The 16012-nt window shown below is 68.2% G+C and carries 14 protein-coding genes; 3 read left to right on the top strand and 11 right to left on the bottom strand.

The genetic code is table 11. The features are described from left to right. Positions 1-24: 24 nt before the first annotated feature. Genes GGR48_RS07830 through gltX form a run of 3 tightly spaced genes read right to left on the bottom strand, consistent with a single transcriptional unit; the run spans position 25 to position 2912 of the window. Entirely contained in the window at positions 25-234 is a 210-nt protein-coding gene (locus GGR48_RS07830; RefSeq protein WP_183951371.1) for a hypothetical protein, read from the bottom strand. A 3-nt stretch (positions 235-237) separates the two neighbouring features. Continuing rightward, entirely contained in the window at positions 238-1521 is a 1284-nt protein-coding gene (locus GGR48_RS07825) for a citrate synthase (protein ID WP_183951370.1), read from the bottom strand. Between the two features lie 2 nt (positions 1522-1523). Continuing rightward, a complete protein-coding gene (gene gltX, locus GGR48_RS07820; protein WP_338110474.1) occupies positions 1524-2912 on the bottom strand; it encodes a glutamate--tRNA ligase in 1389 nt (462 codons plus the stop codon). A 133-nt stretch (positions 2913-3045) separates the two neighbouring features. On the opposite strand from gltX, the gene GGR48_RS07815 reads away from it, so the two are divergent. Continuing rightward, positions 3046-5145, top strand: a complete 2100-nt coding sequence (locus tag GGR48_RS07815) for a ComEC/Rec2 family competence protein (protein WP_183951481.1) — start codon at positions 3046-3048, stop codon at positions 5143-5145. A 301-nt stretch (positions 5146-5446) separates the two neighbouring features. On the opposite strand, the gene lexA is transcribed toward GGR48_RS07815, so the two are convergent. From lexA to GGR48_RS07785, 6 genes are read right to left on the bottom strand one after another with little or no spacing between them, the layout of a single operon-like run. Then, the gene (gene lexA, locus GGR48_RS07810) at positions 5447-6127 is read right to left on the bottom strand and encodes a transcriptional repressor LexA (RefSeq protein WP_183951368.1); all 681 of its coding nucleotides are present in this window, start codon (positions 6125-6127) and stop codon (positions 5447-5449) included. Between the two features lie 55 nt (positions 6128-6182). Beyond that, the gene (locus GGR48_RS07805; protein WP_183951367.1) at positions 6183-7367 is read right to left on the bottom strand and encodes a molybdopterin-binding protein; all 1185 of its coding nucleotides are present in this window, start codon (positions 7365-7367) and stop codon (positions 6183-6185) included. Positions 7368-7414: 47 nt separating this feature from the next. Then, entirely contained in the window at positions 7415-7882 is a 468-nt protein-coding gene (moaC, locus tag GGR48_RS07800; RefSeq protein ID WP_183951366.1) for a cyclic pyranopterin monophosphate synthase MoaC, read from the bottom strand. Further along, positions 7879-8655: an indole-3-glycerol phosphate synthase TrpC gene (gene trpC / locus GGR48_RS07795; RefSeq protein WP_183951365.1), complete on the bottom strand. Its 777-nt coding sequence runs from the start codon at positions 8653-8655 to the stop codon at positions 7879-7881. Before trpC ends, moaC begins: the two co-directional genes overlap by 4 nt. Next, a complete protein-coding gene (trpD, locus tag GGR48_RS07790) occupies positions 8652-9647 on the bottom strand; it encodes an anthranilate phosphoribosyltransferase (RefSeq protein WP_183951364.1) in 996 nt (331 codons plus the stop codon). The genes trpC and trpD overlap by 4 nt, the downstream gene beginning before the upstream one ends. Then, positions 9644-10258 carry an anthranilate synthase component II gene (locus GGR48_RS07785; RefSeq protein WP_183951363.1) on the bottom strand — a complete coding sequence of 205 codons (615 nt, stop codon included), beginning with the start codon at positions 10256-10258 and terminating at the stop codon, positions 9644-9646. The genes trpD and GGR48_RS07785 overlap by 4 nt, the downstream gene beginning before the upstream one ends. Before the next feature lie 191 nt (positions 10259-10449). On the opposite strand from GGR48_RS07785, the gene GGR48_RS07780 reads away from it, so the two are divergent. Then, positions 10450-10884, top strand: coding sequence for a hypothetical protein (locus GGR48_RS07780; RefSeq protein WP_183951362.1), 435 nt, complete (start codon positions 10450-10452; stop codon positions 10882-10884). A gap of 510 nt (positions 10885-11394) precedes the next feature. On the opposite strand, the gene trpE is transcribed toward GGR48_RS07780, so the two are convergent. Beyond that, complete coding sequence (gene trpE / locus GGR48_RS07775) at positions 11395-12912, bottom strand: anthranilate synthase component I (RefSeq protein ID WP_183951361.1); 1518 nt, start codon at positions 12910-12912, stop codon at positions 11395-11397. Next, complete coding sequence (locus GGR48_RS07770; protein ID WP_183951360.1) at positions 12899-14845, bottom strand: peptidylprolyl isomerase; 1947 nt, start codon at positions 14843-14845, stop codon at positions 12899-12901. Before GGR48_RS07770 ends, trpE begins: the two co-directional genes overlap by 14 nt. 134 nt (positions 14846-14979) lie before the next feature. Between GGR48_RS07770 and tpiA the strand changes: the two genes are divergently transcribed. Then, a complete protein-coding gene (gene tpiA, locus GGR48_RS07765) occupies positions 14980-15726 on the top strand; it encodes a triose-phosphate isomerase (RefSeq protein WP_183951359.1) in 747 nt (248 codons plus the stop codon). The last annotated feature ends 286 nt before the right edge of the window (positions 15727-16012 follow it).

Below are 16012 nucleotides of genomic sequence, written 5' to 3'. Positions count from 1 at the left end.
TTCGTCTCTGGTCCTGACCGGCCGTCAGCGCCGCCGGGGCAGTCGCCGTGCGACCAGAATCAGCGCCAGTCCCGCCACTGCGGTGAACGCGCCGCGATCGGCCCATTCGCCGCGGCCGAGCATGAAACTCTGTTCGGGCCAGCGGATGTAACCCAGGCCCTGGCCGATCCACAACGCGCCGGTCAGTGCCAGCATGACGCCGATGGCGATCAGGATCGGCCGGACCCGGTTCATCGCTTAGCGCTGCGAAACCGGGACGTAGGAACGCTGCGTCGGGCCGGTATAGAGCTGACGCGGACGGCCGATCTTCTGGTCGGGATCGGTGATCATCTCGTTCCACTGCGCGACCCAGCCGACGGTGCGAGCGAGCGCGAAGAGCACGGTGAACATCTCGGTCGGGAAGCCGATCGCCGACAGGATGACGCCCGAATAGAAGTCGACGTTCGGGAACAGCTTCTTCTCGACGAAATAATCGTCGTTCAGCGCGATCTCTTCGAGGCGCAGCGCCGTCTCGAACAGCGGATCGTTGACCTTCAGCGCGTCGAACACTTCGCGCACGGTCTTCTGCATCACGGTCGCGCGCGGATCGTAGTTCTTGTAGACGCGGTGACCGAAGCCCATCAGGCGGAACGGATCGTTCTTGTCCTTGGCGCGCGCGATGAACTCGGGGATGCGATCGGGCGTGCCGATCTCGCGCAGCATGTTGAGCGCGGCCTCATTCGCGCCGCCATGCGCCGGACCCCAGAGGCAGGCGATGCCCGCCGCGATGCACGCGAACGGATTGGCGCCCGACGAGCCCGCCAGACGGACGGTCGAGGTCGAGGCGTTCTGCTCGTGATCGGCGTGCAGGATGAAGATGCGGTCCATCGCCTTTTCGACGGCCGGGTTCACCTCATACGGCTCGGCCGGAACGCCGAAGGTCATGCGCAGGAAGTTGCCGGTGTAGGACAGCGAGTTGTCCGGGTACAGGAAGGGCTGGCCCACCGAGTATTTGTACGCCATCGCCGCGATCGTCGGGATCTTGGCGATCAGGCGGTGCGACGCGATCGTGCGTTGCACCGGATCATGGATGTCGGTCGAGTCGTGATAAAAGGCCGATAGCGCGCCGACCACGCCGCACATGATCGCCATCGGGTGCGCGTCGCGGCGGAAGCCACGGAAGAACGCCGCCAGCTGCTCATGCACCATGGTGTGGCGCGTGATGGTGTTGGTGAAGCCCGACAGCTCGTCCTGGTTCGGCAGTTCGCCGTTCAGCAGCAGATAGGCCACTTCCATGAAGCTGCTGTTCTCGGCCAGTTCGCCGATCGGATAGCCGCGATGGAGCAGCACGCCCTGGTCGCCATCGATATAGGTCAGCTCCGACCGGCACGACGCGGTCGAGGTGAAGCCGGGATCATAGGTGAACGCGCCGGTCTGCGCATAGAGCTTGCGGATGTCGACCACGTCCGGGCCGATCGAACCGGACATGACCGGATAGTCGAACTCTTTGCCTGCGATGTTGAATTTCGCGGTGTCGCTCATGCTCAATTATCCTTCCTATCTGCGGTCATCTGGTCCGCGATCCGACCCAGGCTTTCCTCACGGCCCAACAGGCTGAGCACGTCGAAGATCCCCGGTGACGTCTTGCGTCCGGTCAAGGCAGCGCGGAGTGGCTGGGCGACCTGGCCGAGCTTCACGCCCTCGGCTTCGGCCACCTTGCGTACCGCGTCTTCCAAAAGCTCCGTATCCCAGTTGTGCACCGCGTCAAGCGCGCTGTGCACGGCAAAGAGAATGTTCCGTGCCTTTTCATCGAGAAGGCCGGCTGCGGCGTCGTCCATGGTCAACGGACGGGTCGTGAAAAGGAACCGTGCGCCGTCCGCCAGCTCGTTCAAATTCGCTGCGCGGGGCTTGAGCGACGGCATCGCGGCGGTCAGCAGCGCGACATCCTCGACGCCCATGCGCTTGGCGGTCAGCTCGGCCAGGCGGCCGTCGTCGGCTTCGCGGATATAATGGGCGTTGAGGTTTTCCAGCTTCTTCAGGTCGAAGCGCGACGGCGCCTTGCCCACATTGGCGAGGTCGAACCACTGTACCGCATCCTCGCGCGCGATGATCTCGGCATCGCCATGCCCCCAGCCGAGGCGGAGCAGATAATTGCCGAGCGCTTCGGGCAGGATGCCCATCTCATCGCGATACGCCTCGATCCCGACCGCGCCGTGACGCTTGGACAGCTTGGCCCCATCCGCGCCGTGGATCAGCGGGATGTGCGCATAGGTCGGCTCGGGCCAGCCCATCGCCTTGTAGATCGGCAACTGGCGGAAGGCGTTGTTGAGGTGATCGTCGCCGCGAATGACATGGGTGACGCCCATGTCGTGATCGTCGACCACCACCGCCAGCATATAGGTCGGCGTCCCGTCCGAGCGGAGCAGGATGAGGTCGTCGAGCTCGGCATTCTGGACGGTGACGCTGCCCTGCACCTGGTCCTCGATCGTGACCGAGCCTTCACGCGGCGCGCGCAGGCGGACGACGAAGGGCTGACCTTCGGGTGCGGTCGCGGGATCGGCGTCGCGCCACGGCGAGCGGATGCGCAGCGGCTGCTTGGCGGCCTGCGCGGCCTCGCGCTGGGCGGTGATCTCGTCCTGCGTCATGTAACAGCGATAGGCGTGGCCGCGCGCCATCATCTCGTGCGCGACCTCGGCATGGCGATCGGCGCGGGCGAACTGGAACACCGCCTCGCCGTCCCAGTCCAGCCCCAGCCAGCGCATGCCGTCCAGGATCGCATCGATCGCCGGTTGGGTCGAGCGGACCCGGTCGGTATCCTCGATGCGCAGCAGGAACTTGCCGCCGTGGTGACGGGCGAACAGCCAGTTGAACAGCGCGGTGCGCGCGCCGCCGATGTGGAGGAAGCCGGTCGGCGAGGGCGCGAAACGGGTCACGACCCCATTGGCGGCGATATCATCTGTTGCGCTCAACCGCGCATACTCCCAATCATGAAATCCGATGGCCCATTCAGCCGCCGCAGCCCCTAGCATCAAGCGCCCGCGCCGCCAAATGCCGCGCTTCGTGGCTATGCAGCGGGGGTCGCGCGGCCTTCGCGACCGGGCCGAATGCTGGGCCGAGGCTGAGCGGACCCAGATAGCATTATGGATGCCGGTCGGCCTGGGGCTGGGCATCGCCGCCTGGTTCCTGTTGCCCGATCCGCGCGCTTGGGCCGCCTTCGCCTGTCTGCTGGCGGGGATGGCTCTGGCGGCCGCGGTGGTGGCGGATGGCGGCCGTATCGCGCGAATGGTCTGGGCAATGGCCTTGCTGATGCTGGCGGGGCTGTCGCTGGCCTGGCTACGCGCCGAGTCGGTGGCTGCGCCGGTGCTGGCGCGGCCGGTCATCGCCGATATGATCGCGCGGGTCGATGATACCGAGCGATTGATGGCGCGGCAGATGGTGCGGGTCATGCTCCGTCCGGTCACGGCGCGTGACGGACGCGGGCGTACCCTGACCCTGCCACCGCGCATCCGCGTCTCGATCGCCGATGGCGATGTACCAGCGGGGCTGGGGCGCGGGGCGGTCCTGCAATTGCGGGCCAGGCTGATGCCGCCGGCCGGCCCCGTCGCGCCCGGTGGTTACGACTTCGCCTGCGCCGCCTGGTTTCAGGGGATCGGCGCGACGGGTCGGGGCTTCGCGCCCGTCACCGTCCTGCGGCGCGCACAGCGGGAGGACGGCCTGCGCCAGCGTCTGTCGCGGCGCATCACCACGCGCGTCGAGGGCAGCGCCGGCGGGATCGCGGCGGCGCTGGCGACCGGCGATGTCGGCGCGATCGGGCTGGCGGATGCCGAGGCGATGCGGCGCGCCGGCTTGGCGCATCTCTTGTCGGTCAGCGGACTGCATATCACCGCCGTGGTCGGCATCGTCATGACGATCACCATCCGGTTGCTGGCATTGTGGCCCTGGCTGGCGCTGCGGGTACGGTTGCCGCTGGTCGGTGCGCTGGCGGGGGCCTTGGCGGCGATCGGCTATACGTGGCTGACGGGGGCGGAGGTGCCGACGATCCGCTCCTGCGTGGCCGCGATGCTGGTGCTGGCGGCACTGGCGCTGGGGCGGGAGGCGATGACCTTGCGGCTGGTCGCGGCGGGGGCGGTGATCGTGCTGCTGTTCCGGCCCGAGGCGCTGATGGGGGCGAGCTTCCAACTCTCCTTCGCGGCGATCACCGCCATTGTCGCGCTGCACGAGCACCCCGCGATGCGTCGCTGGTTCGGGCCGCATCCCGACTGGCGCTGGTCGATCGCCCGACAGGGTGGGGCGTTGCTGGTGACCGGGCTGGTGGTCGAGGCGGCGTTGATGCCGATCGCGATCTTTCACTTCCACAAGGCGGGGCTCTACGGCGCATTCGCCAATATCGTTGCGATCCCGTGGACGACCTTCGTCGCGATGCCGATCGAGATGGTAGCCCTTTTGCTGGAGCCATGGGGATTGGCGGGCCCCTTCTGGCAGATGCTCGAATGGGCATTGGAGGCGTTGCTGCGCCTCGCCCATTTCGTCGCCAGTCGGCCAGGCGCAGCGGTGGCGATGCCGGTCGCGCCCGCCTGGACGTTCGCGCTGGCGGTGGCCGGAGGGCTCTGGCTGGCCTTGTGGCGGACGCGGGGGCGCTGGATCGGGGTGCCGCTGTTGCTGGGCGGGACGGCGGCCATGCTCGTCGCGCCGGCTCCCGATCTGATCGTGACCGGCGACGGGCGGCATGCCGCGATCCGGACCGATGGCGGCATGGCGCTGCTCCGCGAGCGGGCGGGGGACTATATGCGGACCACGCTGGCGGAGATGAGCGGATCGCAGGGGGAACTCGCCGCGCTGTCCGATCAGTCCGCCGCGCGATGCGGGAAGGATGTCTGCCTGACGCGCATGATGGCGGGCGGGCGATCATGGCGGATCGCCGCGACGCGCAGCGGCTATGCGGTGCCGTGGAGCAGCCTGATCACGCTGTGTCGACGCGTCGACATCATGATCGCCGACCGGCGTCTGCCGCAGGCGTGCCGCCCGCGATGGTTGAAGCTGGATACGCCCGTTTTACGCCGGACCGGCGGCGTCACGGTCTGGCTCGATCCGCCCCGGGTCGCGACGGTCAATCGGCCGGGCGACGGACATCCCTGGCGGCGATCGGTGTCTCATGGGGGGCGCTGAACGATCCGTAGCCATGGGGCGGGGGATAATCTGCGCTTGACCAGCTTCCGCACGGTAGGAAGGGGCCTATGCTGCCATGATGAAGACAGTTGTCACGGCCTGCGGCCAGACAAGTCTGGAGCCATTAAGCCGCTTGGCGTGTGAGACGGTGATCCCGCGGGTTTTTGTCGTGTTTGCAAAGGGCTGACGCGAAAACCTAAATCTTGGTCACAAGCTTCGTCATTCCGAACGTCAGCTGCGTGTCACATGCAACCCCATGGCCGGCCGATACCCAACGGCGTCTCCCGGCCGTCACCGCGGCTCAATCGTAGCGGCGCAAGATCCCGGAAAGCTTGCCCTGCACCCGGACCTGCGCCGGCGCATAACGCTGCGGGTCATAGGCGCGGTTGGCGGGATCGAGCCGTACCATCGAGCCTTCGCGCCGAAAATATTTCAGCGTCGCTTCCGCCTCGTCGATCAGCGCGACGACGATCTGGCCATCGCGCGCCACATCGGTGCGGCGGATCAGCGCATAATCGCCGTCCAAGATGCCCGCCTCGACCATCGAATCGCCCGAGACTTCCAGCGCATAATGCTCGCCCGATCCCAGCAGCGCGGCGGGTACCGCGAGCATCGAACTGCCCTCGAACGCCTCGATCGGCACACCGGCGGCGATACGGCCGTGCAACGGGATTTCGACCACGTCGTTCGCGGCCTCGATCGGCACATGCGGCGAGGGCGTGCGGACATTGTCCGCCACCGTCGGCACGGCCGCCGACTTTTCGGGACGGTCGGGCATCCGCAGCACTTCCAAGGCGCGGGCGCGATTGGGCAGGCGGCGGATGAAATTGCGTTCCTCCAGCGCGGAGATCAGGCGGTGGACGCCCGACTTGGACTTGAGGTCCAGCGCCTCCTTCATCTCCTCAAAGGACGGCGAAACGCCGGTTTCCTTCAATCGGTCATTGATGAAGCAGACAAGCTCATGCTGCTTTGCGGTGAGCATCGCGATCCTCCGTCCAGAACAGACGTGGAACTTATATGGAACGGAAAGGCTTGCGTCAAGCGAGCATCAGGATTTCCGCCGAGTCGCCCGCGCTGGCCGGCGGCGCATGCGGTGGACGGATGATCAGGCAGGTCGAACGCGCCAACGTCAGCAGCATCGAGCTGTCCTGAATGGCGGCGGCATGGACACGCCCGTCAATCATTGCAGCACGCAGATAGTCGATGCGCGGCCCATTGGCGGGCAGATCCTCCCCAAGCACAGCGGGGATCGGCGCGGGGAAGGGGTCGGCCGCCCCCGCCAGATGCGCGATCAACAGCTTGACGAACAATAGAGCGGTCACGAACGCGGACACGGGATTGCCGGGCAGGCCCAACACCACCGCCTTGCCCAGGCGGCCCGCCATCATCGGCTTGCCGGGACGTAGCGCGATCCGCCAGAAATCGATGCTCCCGCCCGCCGCCTTGAGCGCGGGCTGGACCAGATCATGGTCGCCGACCGAGGCACCGCCCGTCGTGACCAGCAGGTCGGCATCGACGCCGGCAAAGGCATCGCGCAGCCGATCGAGATTGTCGGGCAATATCCCCAGATCGATGATGTCGACCGGCAGGTCGGCCAGCATCGCCGCCAGCATCGCGCCGTTGGATTCGGGCAGGGCGGCGGGATCGCCCGCCCCCGGCGCGACCAGTTCGTCGCCCGTAGCGGCGATGGCGACGCGCACGCGCGGGCGAACGGGCAGGGTGGCATGGCCGCCCGTCGCCGCCACCGCGATCCGTGCCGGGGTCAGCCGCTCGCCGGCCCTGATCAGCCGGTCGCCGGTCGTGAAGTCCAACCCCTTGCGGCGGACATTACGCCCTTGATGCGCCGGCCCTTCGCCGGCCAGGATCAGTCGGTCACCGTCGCGCGCGGCCTCTTCCTGCACGAGCACGGTGTCCGTGCCCTTGGGAAGCGCGGCGCCGGTGAAGATGCGGGTCGCTTGCCCCGGACCAACACGGCCGGTGAAGGGCCGCCCCGCCGCGCTTTCGCCGATCACCGTCCAGGGACCGGGCATATCGGCGAAGCGGATCGCATAGCCGTCCATCGCCGACAGGTCGCTCGCCGGCTGGGTCCGGCGGGCGGGCACATCCTCGGCGGCCCAGCGGCCGGCGGCCTCGCGCAACGCGACATGGGTGACGGGGCGATCGGTCGTCAGCGCGATCAGGCGCTGCTGGGCTTCGGTGACGGGTAAGAGAATGGCGGTCACTCCTGTTGACGCGAAGGACGCACCCGACGCGCCCGAAGTTCCGGGGCTCAGGCGTGCCAGTCGCCCGATTTGCCGCCCGTCTTCGACAACAGGCGAATGTCGCCTATCGTCATGCGCTTATCGAGCGCCTTTGCCATATCGTAGACGGTCAGGAGCGTCACTGACACGGCGGTCAGCGCCTCCATCTCGACGCCCGTCTGCCCTGCGGTCGCGGCGGTCGCGGTGGCGGTCACGCCGGTGTCGTCCAGGACGAGGTCGATCTCGACCTTGCTCAGCGGCAGCGGATGGCATAGCGGGATCAAGTCGCTTGTCTTCTTGGCGGCCATGATCCCGGCCACTCGCGCGACCGCCAGCACGTCGCCCTTCTGGACGCTACCGGCCGCGATCGCGGCGGCGGCTTCGGGCGTCATCGTGATGCGTCCCCGCGCGACCGCCTGACGCTGGGTGACGGTCTTGCCCCCGACATCGACCATCCGGGCCGAGCCCTGGTCGTCGAGATGGGTCAGTCCGCTCATCCGACCAGCGCGCGGGTCGCCGCCTCGACGTCATGCTGGCGCATCAGCGCCTCGCCGATCAGGAAGCAGCGGATGCCATGCTCGGCCATCGCGTCCAGATCGGCGCGGCTGGTCAGCCCGCTTTCGGCGACGAAGGTCGCACCGGCAGGAGCGTGCGCGACCAGATCATAGGTCCGCTGAAAATCGACCGAGAAGTCCCTGAGATCGCGGTTGTTTACTCCGATCAGCCGCGACTTGAGCCGGGCGGCGCGCTCCATCTCGGCGGCGTCGTGCACCTCGACCAGCGCGTCCATGCCGCAGTCGATGGCGGCCGCCTCGATCTCCTGCATCTGCGTATCGTCGAGCGCGGCGACGATGATCAGGATCGCGTCCGCACCCAGCGCCCGCGATTCGTGCACCTGCCACGGATCGACCATGAAGTCCTTGCGCAGCACCGGGATCGACACGGCGGCGCGGGCCTGTTCCAGATAGGCGTCGGCCCCCTGGAACCAACGCTCGTCGGTCAGCACCGACAGGCAGGCGGCACCGCCCGCCTCATAGGCACGGGCATGGGCGGGCGGGTCGAAATCGGCGCGGATCAGCCCTTTGGAGGGGCTGGCCTTCTTGACCTCGGCGATCAGCGCATGGCCGGTCCTGGCGTCGAGGGCGGCGCGAAAGCCGCGCGGCGCGGAGACCTGCGAAATGCGCGCGTCGAGATCGGCGTGCGACATGGTCGCCTTGCGCGCGGCGACATCGGCGCGCTTGGTTTCCAGGATGCGGTCGAGCATCGTCATCGGTAAGCAATCCATCGATCGAGGAGGGCGGCGGCCTCGCCGCTGTCGATCGCGCGGGCGGCGGCCACGGCCCCCTGGGCCAGATCGGCGCTATGCCCGGCGACCAGCAGCGCGGCCGCGGCGTTGAGGAGAACGGCGTCGCGATAGGCGCCCGGCTCTCCGGCGAGCAGACGGCGAAGCGCCTCGGCATTGTGCCGCGCGTCGCCGCCGCGAATGGCGGTGATGGGATGACGGGGCAGTCCGGCATCCTCGGGCGTGATCGTGCGGGGCGCGTCGACCTGGCCGACCGACACGGTAATGCTGGGTCCGGCGCCCGACAGTTCGTCCAGCCCTTCCTCGCCCGATACGACCAAGGCCGCCTCGGCCCCCAGCTGCTCGAGCGCCTCGGCATAGACGGTCGCATAGTCGGGGCGGGCGATGCCGATCAGCTGCCGCCCGACATGCGCGGGATTGGCGAGCGGCCCCATCAGGTTGAATACCGTCCGCCGCGCGATCCGCTTCCGGATCGGAGTGATCCGCGCCATCGCGGGGTGATGATTGGCGGCGAAGAGGAAGGCGATGCCGATATCGGTCAGGCTGGCCTGCGCCATCTCACCCGCGCGTTGCATGTCGAGGCCCAGCACCTCCAGCGTGTCGGCGGCCCCCGCCTTGGACGAGGCGGCACGGTTGCCATGCTTGGCCACCGGCACGCCCAAACTGGCGACGACCAGCGACACGGCGGTCGAGACGTTCAGCGTGTGATGTCCGTCGCCTCCGGTGCCGCAGACATCGATGGTGCCCGCCGGCGCTTCGATCGGGATCAGCCGCTGGCGCATGGCGCGCGCGGCCTCGGCGATCTCGATCGAGGTTTCACCGCGCTCGGTCAGGCCGATCAGGAAGGCGGCGATGGCCTCGTCCTCGGCGCGCCCGTCCAGAATGTCGGAAAAGGCCGCCGCCGCGCTTTCGCGGGACAGCGGGCTGGCCGTGTCGGGCAGCAAGGCGATGGTCGTCACGCGGCGTGTCCGACCGGGGGCCGCAGCCGTTCGGGCAGATCGTGCGCCACGCCCGCCTCGCGCAGGAAATTGGCGAGCATCGCATGGCCATATTCGGTGGCGATGCTTTCCGGGTGGAACTGGACGCCGTGGATCGGCAGCGTCCGGTGCCGGAAGCCCATCACCGTCCCGTCCTCGGCACGCGCATTGACGACCAGATCGTCCGGCACATCGTTGACGATCAGCGAGTGATAGCGCGTCGCGGTGAAGGGCGAGGGGAGGCCGCGGAACAGCCCGGTCCCGTCATGCAGCACGGGCGACGTCTTGCCGTGCATCAGCCCGCCACGCTGGACCAGCCCGCCAAAATGCTGGCCGATCGCCTGATGGCCCAGGCACACGCCCAGCAGCGGCCGACCGGCATCGGCGGCGGCGGCGACCAGGTCCAGGCTGACGCCCGCCTCGGTCGGCGTGCAGGGGCCGGGGGAGATGAGAAAAGCCTGCGCCCCCGACGAGAGCGCTTGGCCCGCCGAGATCGCGTCGTTGCGGACCACCTCCACCTCGCTGCCCAATTCCTGAAGATAATGGACGAGGTTCCAGGTGAAGCTGTCGTAATTGTCGACGACCAGGATCATGGGACCGCCATAGCCGATCGTACGGGCGGTGCAACGCCCCGCTTTCCCTTATGGTCACGCCTTTGGGGTCGAACAGGCCGGACATGCGGCCGGCGGCCGTAATTTCGCCCGAATGCGCGCGCTTGGGCGATCGTTCAGCATGGAGCCATGCGCCGTGTCTGACGTTAGAATATCAAAGGAGTCCCGTCGCCATGGTTCGAGCCGCCCTGATTGCCGCCCTGCTCTTGTCCTCGGGGAGCGCCTATGCCCAGACGGCATCACAGGATCAGCAGGCGGCCACCGGCCAACCGCCCAAGCGTGTCCGCAACGTGACGCTGACCGGTGACCAGAAATGTCCCGAGAGCACCGCTGAGGAGGTTGTGGTCTGCGGCCGCGACGACGAACCGTATCGCATCCCCAAGGCGCTGCGCGACGATCGGCCCATCGCGGCGCAGAACCAGAGCTGGGTCAATCGCGCGGCGACGATGGATCAGGTCGGCCGCGTCGCCGGGGGCATCCCCAATACCTGCTCGCCGATCGGTACTGGCGGCCAGACCGGATGCAGCATGATGTGGAACCAGCAATATCAGGCCGAACGCCGCGCCCGCCAAGCCGAGGCGACGCCGCCGGCGGCCGATGGGGAGTGAGCGGGGCGCTGAGTATTCGTAGGCCGGAACCTGATTTGCTCGTCGTTCCCCCGCGCAGGCAGGGGCCCAGTTTTTTAGGGGCTGATCGGACGGGGAGTTCCCGAATAAACGGAGTTTGAAAGAGAACTGGGCCCCCGCCTTCGCGAGGGAACTGTTCGCGGCATGAAATTTGGCGGCATCATGCCGAAGCGATCCTGCCTCCAATACGGGGACTTGCGCTTACTGCTCCAAGCCATTTTTATCCAACCTTGCCACCACATGGCGTGCATACGCCGATGGGGAGCAAGCGGGTCGCGGAGATTTTGCCACCAGAAACCCGGCCGGTACCCCGTTCCCCCGCGAAGGCGGGGGCCCAGTTCCTTTGTCGGCCTAATCGGAAGGCGAGGTCCCGAATCACCGGCACATGGAAAAAGAACTGGACCCCCGCCTGCGCGGGGGAGCCGTTCGTTTCCTGAACTTCGGCGGCACCACGGGACCAGCGATCCCGCCCCCGGCATAACGGCCCGGACCTTACTGCCCGAAACCGCCTTCGCTCGCCCGTGCGACCGCATCGCGTGCCGCCGCCAGCATCGCGCCGGCCTTGGCCTCGCATTCGCGCTGTTCATACGCCGGATCGCTGTCGGCGACGATGCCCGCGCCCGCCTGGACATGGATGGTGCCATCCTTGACGACGGCGGTGCGCAGCACGATGCACGAGTCCATCGAACCATCGGGCGAGAAATAGCCGACGCCGCCGGCATAGGCACCGCGTCGCTCCGGCTCCAGCTCGGCGATGATCTGGCAGGCTCGCACCTTGGGCGCGCCGCTGACCGTGCCGGCGGGAAAGCCCGCGAACAGCGCGTCGAGCGCGTCCTTGTCCTCCGCCAGCCGGCCGACGACGTTGGACACGATGTGCATCACATGGCTGTAGAATTCGACCGTATAGCTGTCGGTCACGCGGACGCTGCCCGCCTGCGCCGCACGGCCCACATCGTTGCGGCCCAGGTCGAGCAGCATCAGATGCTCGGCGCGCTCCTTGGGGTCGGCGAGCAGGCTGTCGCGATGGGCGATGTCCTCCGCCCCGGTCTTCCCGCGCGGGCGCGTGCCCGCGATCGGGCGGATCGTCACCTCGCCCTCACGGACGCGCACGAGGATTTCGGGACTGGACCCGATCAGCGCGAAGCCCGGCAGGTCGAGATGGTAGAGGAAGGGCGACGGGTTGATCCGGCGCAGGCTGCGATACAGCTCGAACGGCGGTAGCGCGAACGGCGCGGAAAAACGCTGCGCCAGCACCACCTGAAAAATGTCGCCCGCGACGATATAGTCCTTCGCACGCGCCACCATCTCGCCATAGCGGCCGGCAGGCAGGGCGGGGGTATAAACGGGTTCGTCCAGCTCGGCGCGAACCGGCGCGGGCAGGGGAGTCGAGGCCAGCCGGGCGGCGGTGGCGTCCAGTCGGTCCTGCGCCTCGGCAACCGCCCTCACGGGATCGACGTCCGAACCCGGCCAGACGGGTGCGACCAGATAGAGCGCGTCGGCCAGCCGGTCGAACACCAGGATCACCGTCGGCCGCACGAAGATCATGTCGGGCAGGCCGAGCGGATCGCTCGCCGGCTGGGGCAGCGTCTCGACCAGCCCGACCGTCTCATAGCCGAAATAGCCGACCAGACAGGCGAGCGCGGCGGGCAGTCCCTCGGGCACATCGGCGCGGCATTCGGCGACCAGCTGGCGCAGCGCCTCCAGCGTCGGCGCGGTGCAGGACTCGAACGTCTCGCGATCGGTCGCCCAGTGACGGTTGATCGCCGCATCATGACCATGCGCGCGGAACACCAGATCGGGGGCAAGGCCAATCAGGCTGTAGCGCCCGCGCGTGGCACCACCCTCGACCGACTCCAGTAGGAAGTCACCGCGCCCCGGCTCGATCAGCTTCAGCGCGGCGGCGACCGGCGTTTCGGTGTCGGCGATCTGCCGACGCCAGATCAGCGCGGGGCGACCCGCCTGAAGCTGGGCGATCGCGGCGTCGTCGGTGCGGGGCTTAGTTGCTCCCATTGTTCAGCAGCTCCGAGCGCACCTTCGCCACCGCCTTCGGATCGGTCTTCACGCCGACCGTGTCGCGCACGGCGCGCGCGAACTGCGAGACATATTCGCGGCCGATCAGGCGGCCGATGTCCTGGCGTGCGGCCTGGATCGCGGCGGTGTTGCCGGTGGCGTTGCCCGCATCGATTTTGGTCGCGCGGATGATGTACCAGCCCTCATTGGCCGGGGCCTCCAGCGTTTTGGCCTTGCCCTGCGGCATCGAGAACAGCAGCGCGAGCGGCGCGGCGGCGGGCGTGTTCTGCGCGGCGGCAAGGTCGCGGCGCGACGCGGCGATCGGACGGACCGGCGGCACCGCCAGCCCGGTTTCCTTCAGCGCCTGCGCCATCGGCATGCCCTTGTTCACCTTGGCGAGCACGGCATTGGCCAGCTTGCGCGCGGCGGCGCGGGCGCGGTCGGCGGTCAGATCGGCCAGCACCTGCTGGCGGACCTGCGCCAGCGGACGCGGGGCGGAGCGCTGGATCTGACCGACGCCGACGATGGCGAAGCCGCCATCCTGGCCGACGGGCACGATCTGCGGCGCGTCGCCTTCCTCGGCGGTGAAGGCGGCGGTGATCATCGCGCGCTGCTCGGGCGTCGGCTGGAAGCCGGGCGTCTCGGGCGCGGCGCCCTGCGCGGTGACGGCGGGGGTGGTCTGCGCCTGCAACTTGCGGTCGGCGACAACCTCGTCGAAGGTCGCGTTGCCCGACAGCGAGTCCTCGATCGCGTTGCGGGTCTCGCCCAGCGCGGCGGTCTGCTTTTGCTTGGTCAGTTCGGCGACGATCTCGGGGCGAACCTGCGCCAGCGTCTTGCCGGCGACCTGGGTCACCGCGTCGACGCGCGCGACGACGAAGCCGAGCGGACCGCGCACCGGACCGACGACCGCGCCCTGCGCTGCGCCGAACACCGCATCGGCGACTGCCGGCGTGCTCTGCGTGGCATAGGTCGCCTTGTCGACGCCCTTCTGCACCGAGGCTTCCAACCCGGCGGCGCGGGCGGCATCGGCCAGGCTGGCGCCGCCCTTGGCACGCGCGGCCAGCGCGTTGGCGCCGGCCTGATCGGCGACGATCACCTGCGTTACGTCGCGCTTCTGGGTGGCGGCATAGCGCGCGGCGTTGGTCTGGTAATAGCGTGCGATCTCCGCTTCGCTCGGCGCGGACTGGCCGGCGATCGAGGCGGGCGTCACCAGCGCATAGCGCACCACACGGCGCTCCGGCAGCGTGTAGCGTTGGACGTTGCGGGTGTAGAAGGCCTGGATGTCGGCATCGCTCGGCGCGGCGCCGGCACCGACCAGACGGGTCGGAATATAGCCGACCTCACCCTGACGCCTTTCGAGGAGCAGCGAGGCATAGGGCAGCGCCATCTGAGTCGCCATCTGGGTCGCGCCGATCGTCGGCACGGTCAGCTGCTGTGCGAACAGCGTGCGCTGGAGATCGGTGCGGACCTGCGCGTCGGTCATCTTCCGCTGCGCCAGAAGCTGTTGATACAGCGCCGGATCGAACTGGCCATTGGGGCCGCGAAAGGCGGGGATCGAGGCGATCTGGCCATCGATCAGCCGGCGTGACACGACCATGCCCTGGTCCTTGCCGAACTCCTCGAGCGACAGGCCGGTCACTTCGCGCTGCAACACGCCCTCGAACCCGCCGGCGGCGATGAACTGCGCCATGTCGAGCGTCGGCTGTTCCTGGCGATAGGCGGCGACCTCGTTCTGCGCGGCGGTGCGCAGATCGTCGACGGTCACCTTCGCATCGCCCACCTTGGCGACGGTCGAACCGGTCAGCCCGCCGGCCATCCCTGCGATATTGGACACGTCACCGGCGGCAAAGGCGATCGCGATGATGCCCAGCACGATGAAGGTCACGATGACGCCGGCCTTGGAATTGATGATCCGGCGGAAGAAGCTGAGCATGGACGACCGATCGGCAAAGGATAAAAACGCATGTGCTTTAGGGGGACGGCGCGCCCGCATCAAGCTTGTGCCGCGCGCGCGATCCGCTATCGGTGTTGAACACGTATAACAGTCGACTCATGGGAGCCCCTGAAATGGCACGGCGCAAACTGGTGGCGGGCAATTGGAAGATGAACGGCTCGCGCGCGGCATTGGCCGAGCTGGACGCCGTCGCGGCGGCGGCGAATGCGGCTCCGCAGGTCGATGTGGCGATGGCGGTGCCCTTCACGCTGATCGCGGCGGCGGCCGAGCGCGTGCCCGACCTGTCGATTGGCGCCGAGGACGTGCATGAGCGCGATTCGGGCGCGCATACCGGCTGCGTCTCGGCGGGGATGGTCAAGGAGGCGGGCGCGCGCTTCACCATCGTCGGCCATTCCGAACGCCGCGCAGACCAGGGCGAGACCAGCCAGGACGCCTGGGCCAAGGCGGCGGCGGCGCATCGCAACGGTCTTCACGTCATCCTGTGCTGCGGCGAGACCGAGGCGGAGCGCAATGCCGGCCGGGCCGAGCGGGTGGTGCAGGCGCAGATCGAGAAGTCGGTGCCCGACAATGCCGATGGCAGCTGGTTCACGCTCGCCTATGAACCGCGCTGGGCGATCGGCACGGGGCGGACGCCGACCGTCGAAGAGATCGCCAGCATCCACGCCATCGCCCGCGCCAAGCTGCGCATGCTGATCGGCGATGCGGCGGACGGGGTGCGGATCTTGTACGGCGGCTCGGTGACGGGCGACAATGCCGCGACGCTGCTGGCGGTCGAGAATGTCGACGGCGCGCTGGTCGGCGGTGCCAGCCTGACGGCGGCGAAGTTTGTGCCGATCATCGAGGCGGCGGCGGGGTTGTGAGCCCGGGGTGAGGGCGGGGCGTGCGCTTCGACTTCGCTCAGCGTGAACGGCTGTTTGGACCCAACCCTAACGTCCGTTCCGCCTGAGCGCAGTCGAAGGCCAAGCCCCGGCATTCACCTCAAACGCCGAACGGGGTTGTGCAGTTAGGGCGAAGGCGATGGCGGGGAGTGCGTTTCGACTTCGCTCAGCGTGGGAGTGTCAGGAATTTCGTGTGCGGGCGGGCGGATGAACATTACGCCGCCATGGCCTTGATGAAGCGTTCGCCGAAGATGACGGCGAACTGGGC

Source organism: Sphingomonas pseudosanguinis (genome assembly GCF_014196255.1).
GTDB classification, from domain to species: Bacteria; Pseudomonadota; Alphaproteobacteria; order Sphingomonadales; family Sphingomonadaceae; genus Sphingomonas; species Sphingomonas pseudosanguinis.
The sequence above is the reverse complement of the archived record's forward strand: the minus strand, read 5'-3'. Positions and strand labels throughout refer to the sequence as shown.

Bases quoted from the DNA above. Each gene is read 5' to 3' on its own strand.
- GGR48_RS07830 (WP_183951371.1), bottom strand. From the start codon at position 234: ATGAACCGGGTCCGGCCGATCCTGATCGCCATCGGCGTCATGCTGGCA.
- GGR48_RS07825 (WP_183951370.1), bottom strand. From the start codon at position 1,521: ATGAGCGACACCGCGAAATTCAACATCGCAGGCAAAGAGTTCGACTAT.
- GGR48_RS07815 (WP_183951481.1), top strand. From the start codon at position 3,046: ATGCAGCGGGGGTCGCGCGGCCTTCGCGACCGGGCCGAATGCTGGGCC.
- lexA (WP_183951368.1), bottom strand. From the start codon at position 6,127: ATGCTCACCGCAAAGCAGCATGAGCTTGTCTGCTTCATCAATGACCGA.
- moaC (WP_183951366.1), bottom strand. From the start codon at position 7,882: ATGAGCGGACTGACCCATCTCGACGACCAGGGCTCGGCCCGGATGGTC.
- trpC (WP_183951365.1), bottom strand. From the start codon at position 8,655: ATGACGATGCTCGACCGCATCCTGGAAACCAAGCGCGCCGATGTCGCC.
- GGR48_RS07785 (WP_183951363.1), bottom strand. From the start codon at position 10,258: ATGATCCTGGTCGTCGACAATTACGACAGCTTCACCTGGAACCTCGTC.
- GGR48_RS07780 (WP_183951362.1), top strand. From the start codon at position 10,450: ATGGTTCGAGCCGCCCTGATTGCCGCCCTGCTCTTGTCCTCGGGGAGC.
- trpE (WP_183951361.1), bottom strand. From the start codon at position 12,912: ATGGGAGCAACTAAGCCCCGCACCGACGACGCCGCGATCGCCCAGCTT.
- GGR48_RS07770 (WP_183951360.1), bottom strand. From the start codon at position 14,845: ATGCTCAGCTTCTTCCGCCGGATCATCAATTCCAAGGCCGGCGTCATC.
- tpiA (WP_183951359.1), top strand. From the start codon at position 14,980: ATGGCACGGCGCAAACTGGTGGCGGGCAATTGGAAGATGAACGGCTCG.